The organism is Nonomuraea sp. NPDC005730 (assembly GCF_040630865.1).
Classification (GTDB): Bacteria; Actinomycetota; Actinomycetes; order Streptosporangiales; family Streptosporangiaceae; genus Nonomuraea.
Genome location: NZ_JBEXYK010000036.1, coordinates 54398 through 73091 on the forward strand (window position 1 = coordinate 54398; position 18694 = coordinate 73091).

Consider the following 18694-nt stretch of genomic DNA (forward strand, 5'->3'; position numbering starts at 1 on the left):
TCTCAGCCGCCCAGCACGTGTCCTCCGACCTACGGGACGGGGGCAAGCGTCGGACGCCCGTGGACCAGTAACCGAACAAGCCCGGCGAAAGCACGGGCTCGAAGAAGAAACAGCGCTGTCATGGACGCCATCAAGCACGCCGCGGCCCTCAAGGAGCGGCTGGTCAACTTCGCCCTCTCGCCCCAGTTCACCCGCGAACTCGACGCAGCCTTCGAGCGGAGCCGTCCCGACGACCTCGCCGACAGCGAGGTGACCGCCAGCATGATCGTCGATCACTTCGCCCTGCAGCACCGGCTGGCCTCCGGCGACACGGTCATCGACCGCTTCCTGCGCGCCCACCCCGGCCTGAGCCCGCAGGAGCGGGCGATGCTCCTCGGCTGGAGGGACGTGGTCGAAGGCATCTTCGAGGTCCAGGGAAAAGAACAGGACGCCGTGGTCCTGTTCAACCTCGTGGACGAGCTCACCTATCGCGCCCGGTCCAACATGGGCAAGTCCGCGTTCCGCCCGATCAAGAGGGGCATGTTCCTCATCTGCCGCCTGGTGCCGCTCGGGGAGGGCTGGCTGGTCAGCGCGCACATCAGCCTCTTCCCCGCCGAGGCCCGTGACCAGCTCCTCACCCAGGCCGCGGACATCGGCCTGCGCAACCCCAAGCTGGTCTTCCGCAACCCGGACAAGCTCGCCACCGCCCGCCGGATGCTCGCCGCACAGCGAGAGGTCTTCCTCGACCTGTACGACGCCGAATACATCGTGGTTACGGGAGAGGACGTGGTCCCGCGACACGATGCGTTCATGCGGGCGTGCATGGACCGTACCCAGCCCGGCAACACCTTCCCTCTGCCCGGCTTCACCTATCCCGAGGAGGTGCTGGACGCCGAAACGGTGGCCATCCACTTCGACCCGGAAACAGGAATCAGCTTCTACCTCGAGTTCGGTCTCCTGCAGGAGCTCTTCGCCGACCCGCGCCTGATCAACCGGCGCCGCTACCGCGAAACCCTGACCTCCTACCTGCGGGGCGACGACATCTCCCCCGCGGCCATCCGGCTCCTGGCCGACCCCGCCCCGGACAATGCCGGCGTGGTCTTCGGCAAGCTTCTCAAGAAGAAGGGCTTCTCCTGGCCCGAGCACGGGGAGTCACTGCTGCGCCGGTACAAGTCCCGCTACTTCGACGAGCCCCAACTGCCCACCACGGTCCCGGTCAGCGAGACGATGGCCAGGCATCTGCGGAGCGCCTTGGCTGACGAGTCGTCGGAGCGGTGATCTATGCGCGCAGCCGTCAACCGCCGGCAGATCTTCCGGTCGCCCTCGGTCGTACGGCAGGCTCCTTGCGGCTGAGCTGCATAGACAACACCTCAGCTACCGGGAGCCCGCTCCTGCTTACGGGTCAACTACCCACTCATGACCACAGCACGGCGCGCTTGTACCGCTTCAAAAGTCGTCGCGGGGTGCTTCACCTGCAGGTCGGGCTGATGCAGCGGTGTGGGCAAGATTGGCTCTTATGCCTGTCCGTCTTCTGTATCTGATCATGATCCGGGTGTTCGGCTGGCTGGCGCTGCGGGGCCGGAGCGAGGCGGCCAAGGACGTCGAGATCTTGGTGCTGCGGCATGAGGTGGCGATACTGCGAAGGCAAGTCACCCGGCCGAAGCCGGACTGGGCCGATCGAGCGCTCCTATCCGCGCTGCCACGACTCCTGCCGCCCGGGCTGCGGGCTCATCGGCTGGTGACGCCGGGCACGCTGCTGGCCTGGCATCGGCGTCTGATCCGACGCCGGTGGACGTATCCGAGCCGCTCCGGCCGCCCAAGGACGAGCGAGGAGATCCGAGAGTTGGTGGTGCGCCTGACGCGGGAGAATCCGGCCTGGGGGTATCACCGGGTGCATGGTGAACTCATCCGGCTCGGCTACCAGGTCAGCGAAGCGACCGTACGCCGGATCCTTCGCAGCCGGCGGGTCGGCCCGGGTCCGCGAAGCACCGACACCTCGTGCAGGACCTTTCTGCGGGCTCAGGCGCACGGTTGGCTGGCCGTCGACTTCTTCCATGTTGACACGGTCTCCTTGAAGCGCCTGTACGTGCTGTTCGTGATGGAAGTCGCCACCCGGCGCGTGCACATCCTGGGTGTGACCGCCCACCCGACCGGAGCATGGACGGTTCAGCAGGCCCGCAACCTGCTCATGGACCTCGGGGACCGGGTCAGATCCTTTCGCTTCCTCATCCGCGACCGAGACGCCAAGTTCACCGGTGCCTTCGACGCGGTCTTCGCCGGCGCGGGCGTGACGGTGCTGAAGATCCCGCCGCGCACACCGCGGGCGGACTGCTACGCCGAGCGGTGGGTACGCACCGTACGGGCCGAGCGCACCGACCGCATGCTGATCTACGGCGAACGGCATCTGCACTCGGTGCTCGGTGCTCGGTGCTCGGTGAGTACGTCGATCACTACAACGGGCATCGGCCGCACCAGTCCCGCGCGCAGCGGCCACCCGATCACGACGAGCAGACCGCCGTCCCGCTGGAAGGCCGGATCGAACGCCGGAGGGTGCTCAGCGGACTGATCAACGAGCACCACCGAGCCGCGTAGCTGCCCCAGAGAACACCCAGCTCAGGCCCTAAGTGATGAGTTTTGAAGCGGTACAGGGCACGGCGATACCGGATAGGGCCCCCGTTCCGCCGGGTCTTCCGCTCAGCAGCGGGGAGCTGCTGACCAGGCTCGATGCGATCGGATGTGCCCGGTAGCAGCTTCGTTGACGGCAGGCCGATTCAGCGGATCCGCCTGGCCGCCCTACCGCCCAGGTGCAGGAACGCGACCTCACCCGCGTCGTCTCGCAGGAAGCGGCCGACGGCACGCTGCGGGTCGGCGGCGATCGTCACGTCGTCACAGCCCTCGACCAGCGCGAGCGGCATGTCGGGCATGCCCTCCACACCCGCGGCCACCAGTTCGGGTCGCAGCACGAATCGCGCCGTCAGACCCTCGTCGACCTCGAAGGTCCACTGCCCCGCGTCGTAGCTGCCCGCGTACTCCGGCGCGGGTTCGCGCAGCGCCAGCCGTACGGCCTGCGGCTTGGCGTCGAGCAGATGCTCCAGGCACCAGTCGGTCACCAGCTTGCCCAGCACCTTGCCGGGCGCGGAGTTGGTGAGCGTGGTGACGGCGAAGCCGCGCTCGGGCACCAGCACGAACGTGGACAGCTGCAGGTTGCCGATGTTGCCGCCGTGCGTGACCAGTCGCACGCCCGCCTGCTCATCCAGCAGCCACGGCAGCCCGATGCCGGTCCACGGCACGCCGACCCGGACGTGCTCCGCCTGCATCAGCTCCCTGGTGGCGGCTCCGACCGGCTCCTCGCCGCTCGCACCCAGGTGGAAGGCGGCGTAGCGGAGCTGGTCGCGCACCGACGACACCAGCCCGCCCTCGGGCATGCCTTCGCGGAACAGCCCCCACGTGTGCGCGACCTGCGGGCCGTCCTCTCCTACGGCGTGCCCGACGGCGTGCGACCGCGTCGCGGCTTCCCAGGGGAAGAAGAAGCTGGAGCTCATGCCCAGGGGTTCGAGCACGATCCGACTGACCGCGCTCTCGTACGGCTCGCCGCACACGACCTCGATGACCCTGCCGAGCAGCCTGAACCCGGCGTTGTTGTAGGAGGCGAGCGCGTCGGGCGGGAAGAGCTGGGGCAGCTGGTCGTAGGTACCGATCGAGGCGGCCAGCGCGCCGGTGTCCCAGCTCTCGCCGTCGTCGATATCGCCGAGGAATCCGCCGGTGTGGGTGAGCAGGTGCCGGATAGTCAGCTCGTCGGCGGCCCGCTCGTCGGCGAGCTGGAAGCCGGGCAGATACTGGCGCACGCGCCCGTCCAGGTCGAGCCGACCGCGCTCGACGAGGTGCATGATCGCTGTCGCCGTGATCGTCTTGGTGGTCGACCCGATCTGGAACAGCGTGTCGCCCGTCACGGGGGCCGGCGCGTCAACGCTGGTGACGCCGGCGGTGAGGACGTGGTCCGCGCCATCGAAAAGCACGCCGACGGCGGCACCGGGGACATGGAGGGATTTCACCTTGCTGTCGAGCAGGCTCTGCAGATGGTTAAGGTCAGCCATCCGTTCATCCTGCCGACAGCGAGAGCGGTGGGCTTCGTCCGCCCGCACCATTTCCGTCGGGCTGTTCGTCCAGGAGTCAGGGACGCCACCGCTGGCCCGCCGTCTCCGGTCATGCATCCTGGGGTGCCGTTAAGAACCGCGCCACCAACCCCAAGCGGCAGCATCTTCCCAGGCCGGGCGGGGTGTCCTCCGGAGAAGCGTCGACTCGCCAGGGCCGCCGCAGCTCTCACGTGTAAGCCATTGACCTGCATATTCTCGCTCGTTTGGGGCTGGTGGCGCGGTTCTTAACGGCGCCCCTGGTTGGATGCTGGAGGGTGTCCGGCCGGATTGGGATGAGGACTCCTATAAATCGTGAGCTATTTTCAACCTGACCTGGCTGCTTGGGACGGGTATGGGGCGCCAGGAAGGCCACCGGTAAGACGGCAGGCAATCAAGATCAATAATGGAATGCACGGATCTTGGGCGTTGGATAGCGTGCGGCGATGAGCTTCCGACTGGCAGGGTGATCCCCGCGGCCGCCCGCTTGCCCGGCCTGTCCGAGCACCAGAATGTCGGCATCTTCTACCGGGTACGTATCACCGGTGGCCAACTCCGGCCTGAGCCGAGCGGCGAGACCGCCGAGTCGGTCTGGACCCCGATGGCCGACGTCGAACGCCTCCGCCGATCATCGTTGGTCGATATCGGTCTCGCTCTGGCGCATACGCTTCCGCCGACCGGCCATGTCGATCCTGTCCCGGTCGGCGGTTTGATCCAGCACTGAAGGCCCTCCGCTCGGGTCCGTGCGATAAGCCGCAAACTAGCGGCGTGTTCCCAGGTCAATGGGACCCGACGATAAGGGGTTGCCGTAGCGTCCGCCGAACATCCGACAGATTTTGGCTGACCAGCGGAAACGCTGCCCTGTGACCGGTGGGTCAAGCCGTTGCAGGCGCCGCTGCCGTGCTGGCGTCGTGTTCGCGCAGCATCCGCAGAACGGTGGCCGGGGACGGGTGCCGGCCCTTCTTCTTGCCCTTGGTGATGACGAGCCGGGCGGCGATGTCGCGCAGGCTGAGGTCCTGACCACGCAGGTGCAGGGCCATGGACAGCATGGCCTCATCGGTGACAGCGGCGCCGCCGATGGTCTTGCCGCGGCTGCGGGCCGATTCGTGGCCTTCCAAGGTGCGGTCGCGGATGTATTCGCGTTCCATTCCCGACAGCGCGGCCAGCACGGTGAATACCACGCCGGACGGGTCGTGGGAGCCCTGCAGTTCGCCGGTGAGGAATTCCAGGCCAATGCCAGCGGCGCGCAGCTGCTCGGCGAGGGAGGCCAGGTCGAGTCCGCGGCCGAGCCGTTTGTGCTCGTGCACCACCAGGGTGACCGCGACGCCTGCCATCCGGAGCTCGCGGGCCAGGGCGACGGCCTTGTCGAGCTCGGGCCGAATGATGGCGCAGGTAGAGATCTTCTCGGAGAAAACACGCGTGACGCCGGCGGCCTGGAGCGCGTCGAGCTGAGTGTCGAGGGACTGGCGGACGGTGGAGGCGCGGGCGTAGCCGATCCGTACGTGCCCGGCCGGTTCGGTGCCGACGGCGGCCGGGCGGGGCAGCTCGATCCAGAGCGTGCCCGGCTTGCGGACCGGTGGGGTGGCCACGGTGAGCGCCTTGGCGAGCGCGCGCACGAGCCGGAAGCGGGCGGTGTGGTACTGGACGGCCACCTTCCCCTTGCCGGTCCGGCAGGGAGAGCCGGCCGGGGCGGCACAGGAGGTCATCGGGCAGTCGTGGGCCTCCACATGGAGGTAGTCGTCGTCGTGCACTGCGCAAGTGTTTCATAGGAGCGTTTCACTCGACCATCTGTTTGCATCGCCCCCATGAAACAGCGTTCGCCCTGGATGCGTCCGGTCATGAGCGGTGTTCATAGGTGGTCGCCTATGAAACATCGAGACGACTACCCCCCATGGTCATTCTCAGGGGTAACTGCTGTCCGCCGGTTCCTCAACCTGTTGCTGACCAGTGAGCCAGGCCGGACTCAGCGCGCGAAGTCATCCAAGGCGGCGGGAACGGCCTTGGCCATGGTGCTGCTGCCGGTATGCCCCGAGTCGTCCACCACGACGAGCCGGGCGTCGGGCCAGGCCTGGGCCAGTTGCCAGGCGTTCTCCAGCGGGCAGCCCAGGTCGAAGCGGCCGTGGATGAGCACGCCGGGGATGCCGGCCAGCTTGTGTGCATTGCGCAGCAAGATGCCTTCCTCCAGCCAGGCGGCGTTGGAGAAATAGTGGGCGCAGATGCGGGTGAAGGCCAGCAGATCGGGCTCTGGCCGGTCGCTGTAGGCGTTCGGCTTGCCGTTGACCTCCAGGGAGATCACCGCGTCCTCCCAGGCCGCCCAGTCGTGAGTGGCCTTGGCGCGTACGGCGGGATCGGGATCGGACATCAGCCGTGCGTAGGCGGCCAGCAGATCACCGTCGCGTTCGGCCTCGGGGACGCCCTCGCGGAAGCGCTGCCACGGCTCGGGAAAGAAGCGGCCCACACCGCGGTAGAGCCAGTCGATCTCAGAGCGGCGGGTCATGGTGACGCCACAGATGACCATCTCCGACACCCGCGCCGGATGGGCTTGGGCGTAGGCAAGCATCAGCGTGGATCCCCACGACCCGCCATAAAGCAGCCATCGCTCGACACCGAGGTGCTCGCGCAACCGTTCCATGTCAGCGACCAGGTGCTGGGTGGTGTTGGAGCTCAGATCGACGGCCGGGTCGCTGGCGTGCGGCAGGCTCCGGCCGCAGTTGCGCTGATCGAACAAGATGATGCGGTAGAGCTCGGGGTCAAAGCCGCGGCGTTGATCGGGCGTGCAGCCCCCGCCAGGGCCGCCATGGACGACGAGGCAGGCTTGCCGTCGGGGTTGCCGCAGACCTCCCAGTAGATGAGGTGGCCGTCGCCGGTGTCGAGGTGCCCGTGGTCGTAGGGTTCGATCGGGGGATACATCGCCCCAAGCTACAAGCGCCGGCGCCCGAGTCAGCGGCTCCACTTGCCCATGCTTGCGCTGCTACTGCAATCAAGATCCTTCTCAGCGCCAACGGCTGTCCGCCGGTTCCTCAACCCCGGTGTCGGGGCAGGCCGGCGACGAGTCGGGCGCGCCCCTATCGGCGGTGCACGTACAGGTAGACGGTGAAGAAGCCGTCCTCTTCGCACTTGTAGGTGCGGTAGACGCCGTTCTGCACACCGATCCTGCCGGTGCTGTCGCAGATGGCATAGGCGCGCTCGATGGGCCACCTGGTCCAGGAATCGATCGGACCTTCCCACTCGTCGGCGTGCGCGGCACTTCCTACGGCAAGCCCTCCGGTCACCGCGACGACGGCAGCGGCGACGGCGATGATCTTTCGCATGTCGGTTCCCCTTGACTGTCGCTCTCCAAGAGCGACGCGCTTCACCCGTTCAGCTACTTAGCGTGTCATTGTCGTCACAAAGTTTGCCTGGGATCGCCTCTGACGGTGCCGGGCGCTCACCGCACCTTTGCCGGAATGCCGCAGACATCGCCGAAAGTATCGACTACCTGCGCGAGCGGCCCTTGGAGCGGACGGGGCGTGCCGGTGCTCCAGGTCGAGGTCCTCGACGTTGAGGGCGAGGACCTCGGCGGCTCCGGCCGCGGCCGCGGCCAAGACCGCGAACAGAAACGGCCCTCCTTCGGAGGCCAGATCAAAGTTCTCCGTCAGCGGACACCACGGTGATGCCGCAGTCGCGCAGCTCGTTGACCGTGGTCAGCACGTGCCCCGCTGAGCGGCCCCACCGGTCGGACTTCCAGAACTTCAGGGTGGCACCCGCCTTGGGCAGCGCCAGGAGCGCCTCCCATGCCTGGCGGGTGGGGCGGCATGGAGCCCGGTCAGGCCCAGGCGCTGTACCCGATGGCGTCTCGGTAGACGGTGGCGGGGCATTCGAGAACCTCGCCGCCGGGCATGTGCAGGTTGAGTCGTCCGCCGTTGGTGGGTTTGCAGTGCGTGACGAAGACCGGCCCGGGATAGCGGACGCTCTCGGGCCGGATGCAGTCCACGTCGTACAGTCCCAGCGGGTTGCGGAAGCGAATGGCGCCAACGAATCCTGGATCGGTGCACTCACCGACCACGCGGGCCGTACCGGAGACACCCGCCCGGTCGGTCCGCACACCGTCAGCGGCTGCCGGAGCCACCGAGACACCCGTGGCTAGCGTGGCGAACGCCGCCACGACTATGGTCGCGCGTAGGGGGGAACGCACATGAACTCCTCTCTCCAGCCGCTGGCATCCAGCGGCTGAGCTTCTGAAACCATGGCTCCTGCCTGGTATCGGGGCCGGTTGGCCGCCATGCGAGTCAGCAAAGCCATGCAGCCGAGGCGTCCAACAGGGACTCGGACGGACTCGTCCAGACTCGACCACCGGCCGGCCGGTCCCCGGCCGGTCCCCTGCTGGAGCTGGAGGCGTTACCGCGCCGCACCCGGCGCTGGGACCAGACCGAGCCACCGCAGCGCCAGATCCCCACCCGTTCGGGCGAGCTCACCCGATCCCCAGCTGGATACCGACCGCTCAGCCGTACGGTGCGGTGGACTTGGGCAACGGCGGCAGTGTGGACCTCAACCCGTACGACTGACACAAACTGGGCGGGAGCCACCTCATTAACGTGTCGCGGTCATTGACAAGAGCTTGTCGCGCAACACGGGCCGCACCGCGTCAGCCTGGACGGCGATGTTCGTTTCAGTCTTGACCACCGGCCCAGCGCGCCGGCCGACACCCACGCATCGCGAGGCGGCTTCCGGACAGCACGCCACCCGGTTTCGCCTCCAGGCGCGCAGTGACCGAGTGTCACCCTCACTGACATCTACTTGTCGCGAGCCACTGCCAAGAACCTGTCGTTTCCACTGACAGAAACTCGTCGCTCAACATCGGAATTTGATGATTGCCACTTCTGACCTACAGGACTCATCATCAAATCAGAGCCAAGATCGCGATAAGGACCAAGGCATCTACGAAACGGAGAATCTCTCCGGGGGCGGGCGGACAGCACAGCCCGACCAGACCATGATCGGGTGCAAATTTTCTCTACCTCTATTCAAAGCCCCCGTTGCGCGAGCTCGCACTCCTCGCCCGCTGCCAGCCGCTCGACGGCGGCCAAGGTGCCCCTGCGGCCCCGGCTCAGCGCAAGGCCCGCCGCGAGTACGAGAACCGGGTCAGCGCACTCGCATTCTGACCATGATCGTTCTCACCGATAACCGCTGTGCCGATGTTCCCCGAGGCCGGAGTGCCTCCAGGCAGGACGCCCGCGCCCCCGGCCTGGAGTGACATACCTCCAGAACCTACTCAGATAGCTGTTACATCTGGAGGAACGGAGTGGAACGCCATTGGGGTGACACGTTCACACAATCAGGAGGAAATCGTGCACCGCTCATTCCTGGCCCTTCCCTTCGCGCTCGCGCTGGCCTTCGGCCTGTCGTCGGCCGCGCAGGCCGACACGCCGACCGCCATCCGGTCCGCCGCCTCCTTCAGCGCCAAGTGCATCGGCCTGGCCAACAACGGCAGCACCGCCAACGGCACCAAGCTGGTGTTGTGGGACTGCCACGGCGGCGTCGACCAGTCCTGGTTCGGCCGCTCCGACGTCTCCATCCGCAGCTTCGCCGGCACCAACAAGTGTGTGGGCCTGGCCAACAACGGCAGCACCGCCAACGGCACCTCCCTGGTGTTGTGGGACTGCCACGGCCACAACGACCAGCGGTGGGTCCTCACCCCCACCTTCGACGGCAACCACCACTACCTGATCCGCAACTCCAAGTCCGGCAAGTGCGCGGGTCTGGCCAACAACGGCAGCACCGCCAACGGCACGTCGCTGGTGTTGTGGGACTGCCACCAGGGCGCCGACCAGAGGTGGGTGCTGCCCGAGCCGTACAACTCCGGCAACTCGCAGTTCGTCTACGGTTTCAGCCGCTGACGATCTTTCCCGCTATGCTTGCGGTGTAATTATGATTACACCGCAAGACAGAGGGCGGCGCGTCCACGAGGACGACGTCGAAGGCATGGACACCGACGGCGGCCTGCCCCTGCGGGTCGGTGTCCACGATGAGCGTGCGCTGCCCATGGTCTGCCAGGAAAGCGCTCAGATTGACCGCAGCCGTGGTCTTGTCCTCGCCGCCGCGGTGGAGGGCGGCAAGGGCCAGTCCGACCGCTCGTGGTGTGTCCATGAGAGCAGCGTACGCTTCGGCCGATGTCGTGATGGATGAGTCAGGAGGCCGACCGCCGGGTCGAGGCCGCCAAGGAGGACGCCCGCGAAGCCTGGGCCCAGGTCGCCGAGCACGAACGCGCCCGGGGCGCGGCCGAGCAGGCCCGCGACGACGCCCTGGGCGAGCGGGATCAGGCCCAGGCCGAGCAGCACCGGACGTCCGCCGCGGTGCCGGCCACCCAGGCGGCCAGGGCCGGGCGCCGCTCGGCGGCTGGCCGGGCGAAGAAGGCCAGCCCGACGCTGCTGGACGCCGGAGCGCCCCAGGCGCCCGGCTCGGGCCGGGCCCAGTAGCTCGGTCACGGTGTCGTCCCAGGGGCGGACTGGTCGTCTGGATGCTCACGCGCAGGCGCGGTGGCGCGGTCGTAGGCGGCGCCGAGGGCGCGCAGTACGCCGTCCCAGTCCAACAGGGCGCGCGCGTCGGTGGCCAGGGTGCCGTGCAGCTCACCCTTCACCGCGATGCTGTCGCCGGCGAGCTCCACGTCCAGCAGATCGCGCGGGCCGCCGTAGCTGTCGCCGTGCTCGTCGGCGGTCAGCAACTCGGCGGTGACGCGGGTGGTCAGGCTGTCGCCGAGCGCGGTGTGGTTGTCGCGATCGGCGGCGCGGTCAGCAGCCAGCGTGAGCACAGGCACGCCGGCGGCCAGCAACGCCTCCTGCACGCACAACGGCAGGACGGTGGATTCGGACATGGTCGGCCCCCGCCCCTTCACCTACAACACTCCCCTCCTGGCCGACATCTGCGTCCTTCACGCGCTCGGAAGCGTGACCTCCTCATTCGCCGATCCTGGACACAGCCCTAGCGCACCGCTCCCAGACCGGCGTGCTTCGGCTGCCCCCTTAGCGCCCGGCGGCCGATCCCCTCGCGACCGAAAAGCCGCAGCCGCGCACGACCACGCCGCGCTTGCCGGTGACCTTCCACCTGCCCAAGCTCGCCAACCGGCTGCCCAGGACGCTCCACCCGGACACCAGTCGCCTCCTGCGCGAGAGCGGCGCATGGGCCCACGAACGCCTGGAATTCGCCTACGACGGCGACCACGACAAGATCGAACACAACCTCGGCGGCACCCTGCTGGTCCCGCTCAGCGTCCCGCACGCCGATTACCAGCTCACCCTGGTGGCCTGCAAGTTCATGAACTACCTCATCGGCATCGAGAACAGCCTCGTCGACAAGGGCGGCCTCGGGGGCAGTTCCTTCGCCACCCGGGAGGTCTTCGGCCGCATGATGGCCGCCCCGTTGAGCGAGGAGTTCGGCTGGCTTCGCCGACGCATGCCCCGCGCCGTGTGGGTGCGGTTCGTCTCCTACATGGAGAACTACGCCTACGGCTTCACCACCGAACTGGAAGAGTGGAGATCAGCCCCGTACCGCGACTACGACAGCTACATGCGCGAGCGGCGCAGCAGCCTCGGCGTCCGCTGGCTGTTCGGCTTCGCCGAGTTCGGCACGCCCGGGGTGCGCCTGTCGCAGGAAGCTTCCACCCACCCCGACATGGCTGCGATCCACGACACCGCCGTCGATGGATACACGCTCATCAACGACCTGGTCTCCTACCGCAAGGAACTGCCGGCAGGAGACCAGGTCAACCTCCTGCACCACCTCCAACACAGCGAAGGACTCACCCTGCAGGCCGCCATGAACCGCGTCTGCAGCCTCATCGATGCCACCGAGGACACCTTCATCGGGCTGCGCGAGCAGTTCACCACCGGGCCCCAAGGCACCGACCCGGGGATGCGCGCCTACCTCGACGAGATCGGCCACATTATGACCTCCAACCTCAGGTGGGCCGCCATCAGCCGGCGCTATGAGGAACACGGCCTGGGCTGGGACGGCACAACAGCGGGCACGATGACCTTCCATCAAGATCACGCCGAGTTCGTCCCCCGACCAGAGCGCGCTCCCTCGATCCGGACATCGCCGAGGTGAGCGCCCTGCCGCCACGCCCACTGATCAACGGAGTGGGTGCTTGCCGGAGCTGTAGGAGTTTCCGGCTATCACGGACCGCTACCAGGCGAAGAAGCTGCAGGGCGCCACCCGCCCATTTCTGCACTCAGCCGCCCGCGCCCTGCTGGATGAGCACACCGCACTGAACGGCCCCGGCACGGGCTGGGACCTGAACGAATTCCGCCGCTTTGTCACCGCTTAGAGCAGCTCACGCAATGAGGTGAGGCGCCGCCAGCAGATGAGCGCGCAGACCAGCTTGAGGAAGGCCTCGTAGATGTCCGCCCGGACCTCCCGGCGGATTCGCAGGCGTCGGGAGGCGTGCAGCAGGGCGAAGGTCTGCTCGACGACCCAGCGCTGTTTGCTCAGGCCGGAGCCGCGATCGGTGCCGCGGCGGGCGATCAGCGGGCGGATCTGCAGCTCGCGGACCAGGCGGCGGTAGTTGTCGTGGTCGTAGCTGCGGTGCGGACGGCCAGGTCGCGAATCCGGCGGGCGAACTCCCCGGCGGGCAGCCGCCTGCGGTCGCCATGGCCGGGCAGCAGCCATTCGAAGCGGATCCGCGGCGCCGTACCGGCCAGCGACGCGGCCAGTTCGGTGATGGAGTACCAGGTGACCGACTCGGCGACGGCGAGGTCACCGTGCGCCCGTTACTAAGGAACAGTACGCGCTGCACCAACGACTTCCATGATCGACCGTAAGTACGCTGCGCACATCGGATCCGCCGAACGGCGTCTGATGCCATAAATTCCGAAGGATTCTCAGTAGAGGGACAGGAAATGAGAAGAAATCTCAGGCGAGGGGGTGCCCTCGCTGCGGCCGTTTCCCTGGCAGGGGCCATGGTTGTCACGGGCGGGGCCACAGCGGCGCACGCGGACACCCGGTGCAGCGTGAGCAAGATCTACATCAACGACAGCCCCGGCGGAGACCCCAAGCAGGAGGCGTTCGGTCACTCCCACGACACCGGTAACCACTACGTCGCCAGATACGTATGGCTCACCAATGTGAGGAAGTGGTTGTGGGTGTGGAATGCCGACAATGACGGCGGATGGGACGGTGACACACCGGACACCTCCTACGGTACGAGCGAGTGCTACAACACCCCGTGGTAGCGCTCACGAACGAGCGAGACTCCGGTTCGTGAAGGCCTCGGCTGCCGCCGTGTGGGTCTTCTTAGGGGGCGTGGAGTGTGCGTACGTCGACCAGAGCGCTCATGTTCGGTTCAAGCCGCGGCTGACATCACGGTTGTTCTCTCGGGGATCGTGCGTCTCGATCACAGCGAGCGGCGGTCGCCTGATCCACCATCATCGCGAGCTCATGGGGTGCCAGGTCGCGGGAGCGGGCCGTTGCCGGGCGCGGCCTCGCACCGTCGTCGACGAGAACGAGGGTCACGCCCGCCGCGTCAGCCTGCCCTGTCAGAATGGTGATCTGCTCGTCCGTCAGGGTGGTCACGTTCGTCACGAGCCTGACGGATGAAGGATCTGTGCTGCCACTTCGTTGCAAGAAGGCCCGTAGCATCGCGGTGGCGTGAGCGGCGAAGGGCTGCCCGATCGGACGCGTCACATAACCCGATCCCGAACGCGGTGTCTGCATGATGGCTCAGCCTGCCAGAGCTCCACGGCCAGGCATTCACAGACAGGGGACTCTTGAGGAGAACCAGACCTCTGCCTTCATGGCGCCCTCAAGGAGCCCGCTCAGCAGGCCTCCGTTGCCAGGCATGGGAGAGGGGGCGAACTACTGTCCGCCCACGTGACGGTGGAGCGCATCACCGAAACGGATGGGCGTTGCCTGTCCAGGCCGCATGCTCCTCCTGGTGGATGCTCCTATGGATGTCAAGCGACGCGTTCTTGATCATTTGCTGTGATGAGCCCATAGAGCTCACGGGCGACATAGCGCTTCAGGCAGCGGATGATCTCTTTCTTGGACAGGCCATCTTGACTGCGTCGTTCCATGTAGGCGCGGGTACGGGGGTCCCAGCGCAGGCGACACAGGACGACGCGGTACAAGGCTGCGTTGGCTTGCCGGTCGCCACCGCGGTTGAGGCGATGGCGGGTGGTCTTGCCGGAGGAGGCGGGGATCGGCGCGACGCCGCAGAGCATGGCGAAGGCGGCTTCGCTGTGGATCCGGTCGTGGTTTTCGCCTGCGGTGACCAGAAGCTGCCCAGCGGTGTCGGTGCCCACGCCGTGGGCGGCGGTCAGCCGCGGGTTGATCGCCGCCACCAGGGCGTCCAGAAGTTCGTCGAGGTCGGCGATCTCGGCGGACAACTGCTGGTGGCGGCGAGCCAGGGACCGCAGCGCGAGTTGGGTGGCGGTGGCAGGGCCGGCGGCGTGGTCGCGATCAGGGGCCAGGCCGGCGCAGGCGGTGATCAGTTCCGTGGTGGTCAGGCCGCGCAGGCTTTGGCGCACCGCGTCCGGGGCGGTGACGATCAGGGCCTTGATCTGCCGTTGGGTGTCGGCCCGCTGGTCGACCGCGCTTCGCCGGGCGATGCGCAGGGTGCGCAGCGCCTCGACGCGGCCGTCGCGCTGCTTCGGGGTGCCGGTCCGGTCGCCGGCGAGCGCGGCTTTGGCGGCGGCGATGGCGTCGATCGGGTCGGACTTGCCCTGGAAGCGGCGGGTCTTGCGGTCGGGCCGATCGATCTCGATCACGTCGAGGTGCTCGGCCTGCAGCAGGCGGGTGAGCCCGGCTCCGTAGACGCCGGTGCCTTCGACACCGACCCGTGTCAGGTGCCCGAAGGTGCGCATCCAGACCAGCAGGGCGGCGTATCCGGCCGGGGTGGCGCGGAACTGCTCGGTTCCCAGCACCCTGCCGACCGGGTCGATCACGGCTGCGGTGTGGGTGTCTTGATGGGTGTCCACACCGCCGGCGACTTCGCTGATCGTCGGGTTGTCGGGTGTAATGGGGGTCATCGTCGTCCTGTCGTCTTGACCGAGGGGCAGGGCGGCACGCACCAGCCGGGCAAGCGGACAGGACAGTGATGGGGCCTCTGGCCAGGCTCCTATGAAGTCACAGGTGCCGCGTCCGGTGAGTGCACATGAGCGCTTCCCGACCGAGGTCGACAGATCCCGTTAAGGACCCAAGGTCAGTCAGGTGATGGGTCAGACCCTGGCGGGAAGCGCTAATCTCCATCCTCACTGTCAGGTGACGGCGACCAGTGGAGCTGCACAGGTGAAGGGCGCCCGGTCGCGGACCAGCCGTCCGGTGTCGGGATGGCGCCGGAGCAGCTCCTGCAGCTCAGAGCCAGCGGCGTGATCGTTCTGCGGGCCGGCCAGGTGCCGCTCGATCGCCGCTCGGAGGCGGTGGGAGAACTCCGGCGGCCAGGACGTCACGGCATGGGCGCCACCCGCCCGGTACAGCTGTCGGCCAGGTAGATGTTGATCGCGAACCGCTCGTCCGCGGGCAGGCCGGGGGGATAGGTGCCGACCTCGTCTTGGCGGATGGCTTGCCATGGCTGCAGTCCCCAGCCGCCGGTACCGAGGCGGTGGCACAGCACGAGCACGTTCGGTCGCTCGATGAAGGCGAACCGTGCCCGCCCTGACAGGCCATACGTGGCGGCCGCTTCCTCGGGCGTGGGGTCTGGCACGGAGATGAGCAGCTCCACGTCCGACGGGGACAGCCTCCAGGACATCGCCTCCGGCAACTGCGGGCGCAGCGGGTCATAGTGCTGCCCGAGCGCCGGGCGGAGTGTCATGGCCAAGCGTGGAGTGGCGGACTGGCATCGCCGATGCCATGAGCACGGGCGTCACGATCGGCCAGGCAGCGGCCTTCGCCCGCGTCACGATCAAGACCATACGCCACTACCACCGGCTTGGCCTGGTCGACGAACCGAGCCGTGACAGTTCCGGCTATCGCCGTTATGGGTCGTCCGATCTGCTGAGGTTGGTCCAGGTCCGGACGCTGGCTGAGTCCGGCGTACCGCTTTATGAGATCCGCACCCTGATCGACGCCGATCCGCAGCGGTTCGCCGCCGACCTCGCAGAGGTCAAAGGGCGGCTGACCGAGCGGATCGAGGAGCTGATCGCGCGCCGCGACTCGCTGGAGCGGCTGGCCAACAGCGACCGGGCCCTGTTGCCCGACCGCGCCTGCGCACTGTTGGACCGGGCCGCCGATCTCGGCTTCACCCCACAGGAGGTAGCCGCCCACCGCGAGGGCATGGTGCTGGCCCGGGCCCTGGTCCCCGACGGCTTCGACGACTACCTCACCCAAGCCGAGCGCGCCCTCGACGACACCCAGTTCATCGCCTTGAACAAGCAATGCTGGGCTGCCAAGGACCTGGAACCCGACGACCCCCGCGTCGAGGAACTCGCGACCGCCCTGGCTGACCGCTTCCTCGCCAACCCCGCGCTGCTCGCGATCTCGAACGGCCTCCAGGCACGCACTGACGCCACCCGATACGGCCTGCTCAACCACCACGGCGAAGACCAGGCGCCCGCCATGGCCCGACTGACCGCACTCGTCGAGACGAAACTGCGCTCCGCCGGCGTGGACATCCCCTACCAATAAGCGCGGGTCCCGGACTGACCGCTACCGGCCCCGTACCGCAGCTCACGGTCCGCAGTTCCCCATCGCAGCGGATCGTGAACTGAAGCGCCCTCGCGCCGGAACATCTGTCCGGCAGCGAGGACATCCTGCTGGGCGCCCTTCACGCGACTATCCACCTGCGCAGCTGGTAACAGCCGCCTGTGCAGGCACCGTGAGGCGGACCGAACCGGCTCGCTCATCGTGCCAGGGCCGGGCACCTACGCGTCAACTGTCCCTGTCACGTCCCATCCCACACTGCTCGCAAGCTCTTGGCCCGAGCGCGACACAGAGACGAGGAACCATGAAAATCCCCTTCCCATCCACGATCACGCCGACCGAGCGGCGCGTCCACGGCGTTCGTCAGCGGCCGGCCTTCCTCGGTACCGCCTTCCGGCGAGTGGCACTCTCGGCGCTGGCGGCCGCGGTGTTCGGCGGGGTGGCCACATCGGGGGCGGCCGCCGCGGACAGCAGGGCGGTGGCGAAGGCCGCTGCCGGGCAGGATCGCCCGGAGCTGCAGCAGGCGATCCAGGCGTTCGTCGATGCCGGTCTGGCCGCCGGGGTACAGATGCGCGTCAACGATGAACGGGGCGAGTGGATCGGCAGTGCCGGGGTGCGCAAGCTGGGCTCAAGCGCGAAACCGCCGACGAACGGGTTGTTCCGGGCGGGCAGCGTCACCAAGAACTTCATCGCCACCGTGGTGCTGCAACTCGTGGCCGAGGGCAAGGTCGGACTGGATGCCCCGGTGGCCGACTACCTGCCCGCGTTCGAGCTGGACCGGGAGATCACGGTGCGGATGCTGCTGCAGCACACCAGCGGGTTGTACGCCTACACCGGCGATTTCCGCCCGGACGGGTCGGTCGAGCCGGGGATCCCCGCGGCGGGCAAGGAGTGGGTGGACAACCGGTTCAAGTCCTACCAGCCGGAGGAACTGGTGCGGTTCGCGCTGTCCAAGGAGCCGCGGTTCGAGCCGGGTGAGGGCTGGAGCTACTCCAACACCAACTACCTACATCCGCCGTAGCATGCCAGGTCTGACCTGGTCAAACACAAGATAAAGCCCCAGCTCACAGCCTGAATCGTGAGTCTGGGGCTTCTTGTTGTTCCGGGTTGCTCATGCCTGTTGTCAGCACCGGTGCTGACGTTGTGCTGACTACGTTTCGACGGTCTCCCTTGACGGCTTCTCGTTCGCGGTTCAGGCTCACGGATGCAAGTTGGAGCACACTCGGAGCATCGGAGGGCACCATGGCGCTACGGTTCATCGGCATCGACCCGAACACGGACGGGAACAACTGTCCTTCTGTTTGGGTGGACGAGTCGGACGGCAGCATCGTCATACAAGGGTGGGAAGTGACCGGGCCGGAAGATCTTGCCCAAGTCGCCGCCCGTAGCCCGATCCCCGACAATGAGAAGATCGTCCGCGTCCCGCGACGTATGGCCAAGCTCCTGATGGAGGCATGTGATGGAGCCGCTCATGACCTTTGAGGAGATGCTGGCGAGCGCCCAGCACTCGGCGGTTCACCTGGAGATGCGGGACGCCTATGTCCCCGATGACCCGTCGTTCATCGCATGGCAGGGAGGGCCGCCGTACGACCGCACACAGCGGGAACGCGACTGGCATCAACTCATTGGGGAAGCCCGCGCAAGGGGTGTACTGGTTCGCCGGGCGCGCATCGTGTCTGAGCCCGTTACCGACTACATCCGGTTCGAGCACTCCGTGACCGATTCGATGAACATCAAGGCCGGGGAACTGGTCCGATGGCTCCCCCGGCGGCAGGCATCCGACCTGCTACTCCCCGGAAACGACCTGTGGGTGTTCGATGACCACCTGATTCGCTTCGGTCTGTTCGCCGGAGACGGGCGCTACCTCGGGGAGGAACTGGTTCGCGATCTCCATGTGATCAAGCAGTGCCTAACCGCCTTTGAGGCGGTCTGGGAACGTGCGGTTGACCATGCGGAGTATCGGCTCGTCTGATCCA

General features: G+C 67.4%; 21 protein-coding genes and 2 pseudogenes. 11 read left to right on the top strand and 12 right to left on the bottom strand.

The genetic code is table 11. The annotated features are described in order from the left end of the window. Window positions 1–120: 120 nt before the first annotated feature. Entirely contained in the window at window positions 121–1257 is a 1137-nt protein-coding gene (locus ABZ444_RS32075; protein WP_358004975.1) for a hypothetical protein, read from the top strand. Between the two features lie 238 nt (window positions 1258–1495). Continuing rightward, the gene (locus ABZ444_RS32080) at window positions 1496–2545 is read left to right on the top strand and encodes a helix-turn-helix domain-containing protein (RefSeq protein ID WP_358004978.1); all 1050 of its coding nucleotides are present in this window, start codon (window positions 1496–1498) and stop codon (window positions 2543–2545) included. 205 nt (window positions 2546–2750) lie between these two features. Here ABZ444_RS32080 and ABZ444_RS32085 read toward each other — a convergent pair whose 3' ends face one another. Beyond that, window positions 2751–4073 carry a serine hydrolase domain-containing protein gene (locus tag ABZ444_RS32085; RefSeq protein WP_358004981.1) on the bottom strand — a complete coding sequence of 441 codons (1323 nt, stop codon included), beginning with the start codon at window positions 4071–4073 and terminating at the stop codon, window positions 2751–2753. A gap of 502 nt (window positions 4074–4575) precedes the next feature. On the opposite strand from ABZ444_RS32085, the gene ABZ444_RS32090 reads away from it, so the two are divergent. Next, a complete protein-coding gene (locus ABZ444_RS32090; RefSeq protein ID WP_358004984.1) occupies window positions 4576–4833 on the top strand; it encodes a hypothetical protein in 258 nt (85 codons plus the stop codon). A gap of 151 nt (window positions 4834–4984) precedes the next feature. On the opposite strand, the gene ABZ444_RS32095 is transcribed toward ABZ444_RS32090, so the two are convergent. The 5 genes and pseudogenes from ABZ444_RS32095 to ABZ444_RS32115 form a co-directional block, all read right to left on the bottom strand. Next, the gene (locus ABZ444_RS32095) at window positions 4985–5860 is read right to left on the bottom strand and encodes a recombinase family protein (protein ID WP_358004987.1); all 876 of its coding nucleotides are present in this window, start codon (window positions 5858–5860) and stop codon (window positions 4985–4987) included. A gap of 212 nt (window positions 5861–6072) precedes the next feature. Further along, the gene (gene pip / locus ABZ444_RS32100) at window positions 6073–7062 is read right to left on the bottom strand and encodes a prolyl aminopeptidase (RefSeq protein ID WP_358004990.1); all 990 of its coding nucleotides are present in this window, start codon (window positions 7060–7062) and stop codon (window positions 6073–6075) included. A gap of 112 nt (window positions 7063–7174) precedes the next feature. Next, window positions 7175–7420, bottom strand: a complete 246-nt coding sequence (locus tag ABZ444_RS32105; protein WP_358004993.1) for a hypothetical protein — start codon at window positions 7418–7420, stop codon at window positions 7175–7177. A gap of 310 nt (window positions 7421–7730) precedes the next feature. After that, window positions 7731–7880: pseudogene (locus ABZ444_RS32110) on the bottom strand (recombinase family protein); the annotation flags it as partial. Window positions 7881–7914: 34 nt separating this feature from the next. Continuing rightward, window positions 7915–8082, bottom strand: coding sequence for a hypothetical protein (locus ABZ444_RS32115; protein ID WP_358005075.1), 168 nt, complete (start codon window positions 8080–8082; stop codon window positions 7915–7917). Between the two features lie 1354 nt (window positions 8083–9436). On the opposite strand from ABZ444_RS32115, the gene ABZ444_RS32120 reads away from it, so the two are divergent. Then, the gene (locus ABZ444_RS32120; RefSeq protein WP_358004996.1) at window positions 9437–9985 is read left to right on the top strand and encodes an RICIN domain-containing protein; all 549 of its coding nucleotides are present in this window, start codon (window positions 9437–9439) and stop codon (window positions 9983–9985) included. Here ABZ444_RS32120 and ABZ444_RS32125 read toward each other — a convergent pair. Next, on the bottom strand, window positions 9975–10235 hold the full coding sequence (locus ABZ444_RS32125; RefSeq protein ID WP_358004999.1) for a ParA family protein: 261 nt from the start codon (window positions 10233–10235) through the stop codon (window positions 9975–9977). The two genes, ABZ444_RS32120 and ABZ444_RS32125, sit on opposite strands and share 11 nt — an antisense overlap. A gap of 35 nt (window positions 10236–10270) precedes the next feature. Here ABZ444_RS32125 and ABZ444_RS32130 point away from each other — a divergent pair, with 35 nt between their 5' ends. After that, window positions 10271–10564 carry a hypothetical protein gene (locus ABZ444_RS32130; protein WP_358005001.1) on the top strand — a complete coding sequence of 98 codons (294 nt, stop codon included), beginning with the start codon at window positions 10271–10273 and terminating at the stop codon, window positions 10562–10564. 5 nt (window positions 10565–10569) lie between these two features. Here the strand turns inward: ABZ444_RS32130 and ABZ444_RS32135 are convergent, their stop codons facing one another. After that, complete coding sequence (locus ABZ444_RS32135) at window positions 10570–10959, bottom strand: hypothetical protein (protein WP_358005004.1); 390 nt, start codon at window positions 10957–10959, stop codon at window positions 10570–10572. 218 nt (window positions 10960–11177) lie between these two features. On the opposite strand from ABZ444_RS32135, the gene ABZ444_RS32140 reads away from it, so the two are divergent. Further along, a complete protein-coding gene (locus ABZ444_RS32140) occupies window positions 11178–12191 on the top strand; it encodes a terpene synthase family protein (RefSeq protein WP_358005069.1) in 1014 nt (337 codons plus the stop codon). 216 nt (window positions 12192–12407) lie between these two features. On the opposite strand, the pseudogene ABZ444_RS32145 reads toward ABZ444_RS32140, so the two are convergent. After that, window positions 12408–12668, bottom strand: a pseudogene (locus ABZ444_RS32145) (IS5/IS1182 family transposase); the annotation flags it as partial. Between the two features lie 314 nt (window positions 12669–12982). Here ABZ444_RS32145 and ABZ444_RS32150 point away from each other — a divergent pair. Then, window positions 12983–13315, top strand: coding sequence for a hypothetical protein (locus ABZ444_RS32150; RefSeq protein WP_358005007.1), 333 nt, complete (start codon window positions 12983–12985; stop codon window positions 13313–13315). A 720-nt stretch (window positions 13316–14035) separates the two neighbouring features. On the opposite strand, the gene ABZ444_RS32155 is transcribed toward ABZ444_RS32150, so the two are convergent. The 3 genes from ABZ444_RS32155 to ABZ444_RS32165 form a co-directional block, all read right to left on the bottom strand. Continuing rightward, window positions 14036–15109, bottom strand: a complete 1074-nt coding sequence (locus ABZ444_RS32155; protein ID WP_358005010.1) for an IS110 family transposase — start codon at window positions 15107–15109, stop codon at window positions 14036–14038. Between the two features lie 228 nt (window positions 15110–15337). Next, window positions 15338–15529, bottom strand: coding sequence for a hypothetical protein (locus tag ABZ444_RS32160; protein WP_358005013.1), 192 nt, complete (start codon window positions 15527–15529; stop codon window positions 15338–15340). Then, window positions 15526–15897, bottom strand: coding sequence for a hypothetical protein (locus ABZ444_RS32165; RefSeq protein WP_358005016.1), 372 nt, complete (start codon window positions 15895–15897; stop codon window positions 15526–15528). The genes ABZ444_RS32160 and ABZ444_RS32165 overlap by 4 nt, the downstream gene beginning before the upstream one ends. Before the next feature lie 32 nt (window positions 15898–15929). Here ABZ444_RS32165 and ABZ444_RS32170 point away from each other — a divergent pair, with 32 nt between their 5' ends. From ABZ444_RS32170 to ABZ444_RS32185, 4 genes are all read left to right on the top strand, one after another. Next, window positions 15930–16703: a MerR family transcriptional regulator gene (locus tag ABZ444_RS32170; RefSeq protein WP_358005020.1), complete on the top strand. Its 774-nt coding sequence runs from the start codon at window positions 15930–15932 to the stop codon at window positions 16701–16703. Between the two features lie 319 nt (window positions 16704–17022). Next, complete coding sequence (locus tag ABZ444_RS32175; RefSeq protein WP_358005023.1) at window positions 17023–17739, top strand: serine hydrolase domain-containing protein; 717 nt, start codon at window positions 17023–17025, stop codon at window positions 17737–17739. A 221-nt stretch (window positions 17740–17960) separates the two neighbouring features. Beyond that, entirely contained in the window at window positions 17961–18200 is a 240-nt protein-coding gene (locus ABZ444_RS32180; protein ID WP_357972035.1) for a hypothetical protein, read from the top strand. Continuing rightward, entirely contained in the window at window positions 18190–18690 is a 501-nt protein-coding gene (locus ABZ444_RS32185) for a DUF6879 family protein (protein ID WP_357972033.1), read from the top strand. Before ABZ444_RS32180 ends, ABZ444_RS32185 begins: the two co-directional genes overlap by 11 nt. Window positions 18691–18694: the final 4 nt, after the last annotated feature.

Excerpts from the sequence above, each read along its gene's own strand:
- ABZ444_RS32075 (WP_358004975.1), top strand. The coding sequence starts at position 121 with ATGGACGCCATCAAGCACGCCGCGGCCCTCAAGGAGCGGCTGGTCAAC.
- ABZ444_RS32080 (WP_358004978.1), top strand. The coding sequence starts at position 1,496 with ATGCCTGTCCGTCTTCTGTATCTGATCATGATCCGGGTGTTCGGCTGG.
- ABZ444_RS32130 (WP_358005001.1), top strand. The coding sequence starts at position 10,271 with ATGAGTCAGGAGGCCGACCGCCGGGTCGAGGCCGCCAAGGAGGACGCC.
- ABZ444_RS32175 (WP_358005023.1), top strand. The coding sequence starts at position 17,023 with ATGAAAATCCCCTTCCCATCCACGATCACGCCGACCGAGCGGCGCGTC.
- ABZ444_RS32135 (WP_358005004.1), bottom strand. The coding sequence starts at position 10,959 with ATGTCCGAATCCACCGTCCTGCCGTTGTGCGTGCAGGAGGCGTTGCTG.
- ABZ444_RS32155 (WP_358005010.1), bottom strand. The coding sequence starts at position 15,109 with ATGACCCCCATTACACCCGACAACCCGACGATCAGCGAAGTCGCCGGC.
- ABZ444_RS32125 (WP_358004999.1), bottom strand. The coding sequence starts at position 10,235 with ATGGACACACCACGAGCGGTCGGACTGGCCCTTGCCGCCCTCCACCGC.
- ABZ444_RS32185 (WP_357972033.1), top strand. The coding sequence starts at position 18,190 with ATGACCTTTGAGGAGATGCTGGCGAGCGCCCAGCACTCGGCGGTTCAC.
- ABZ444_RS32180 (WP_357972035.1), top strand. The coding sequence starts at position 17,961 with ATGGCGCTACGGTTCATCGGCATCGACCCGAACACGGACGGGAACAAC.
- ABZ444_RS32085 (WP_358004981.1), bottom strand. The coding sequence starts at position 4,073 with ATGGCTGACCTTAACCATCTGCAGAGCCTGCTCGACAGCAAGGTGAAA.
- ABZ444_RS32105 (WP_358004993.1), bottom strand. The coding sequence starts at position 7,420 with ATGCGAAAGATCATCGCCGTCGCCGCTGCCGTCGTCGCGGTGACCGGA.
- ABZ444_RS32150 (WP_358005007.1), top strand. The coding sequence starts at position 12,983 with ATGAGAAGAAATCTCAGGCGAGGGGGTGCCCTCGCTGCGGCCGTTTCC.
- ABZ444_RS32170 (WP_358005020.1), top strand. The coding sequence starts at position 15,930 with ATGAGCACGGGCGTCACGATCGGCCAGGCAGCGGCCTTCGCCCGCGTC.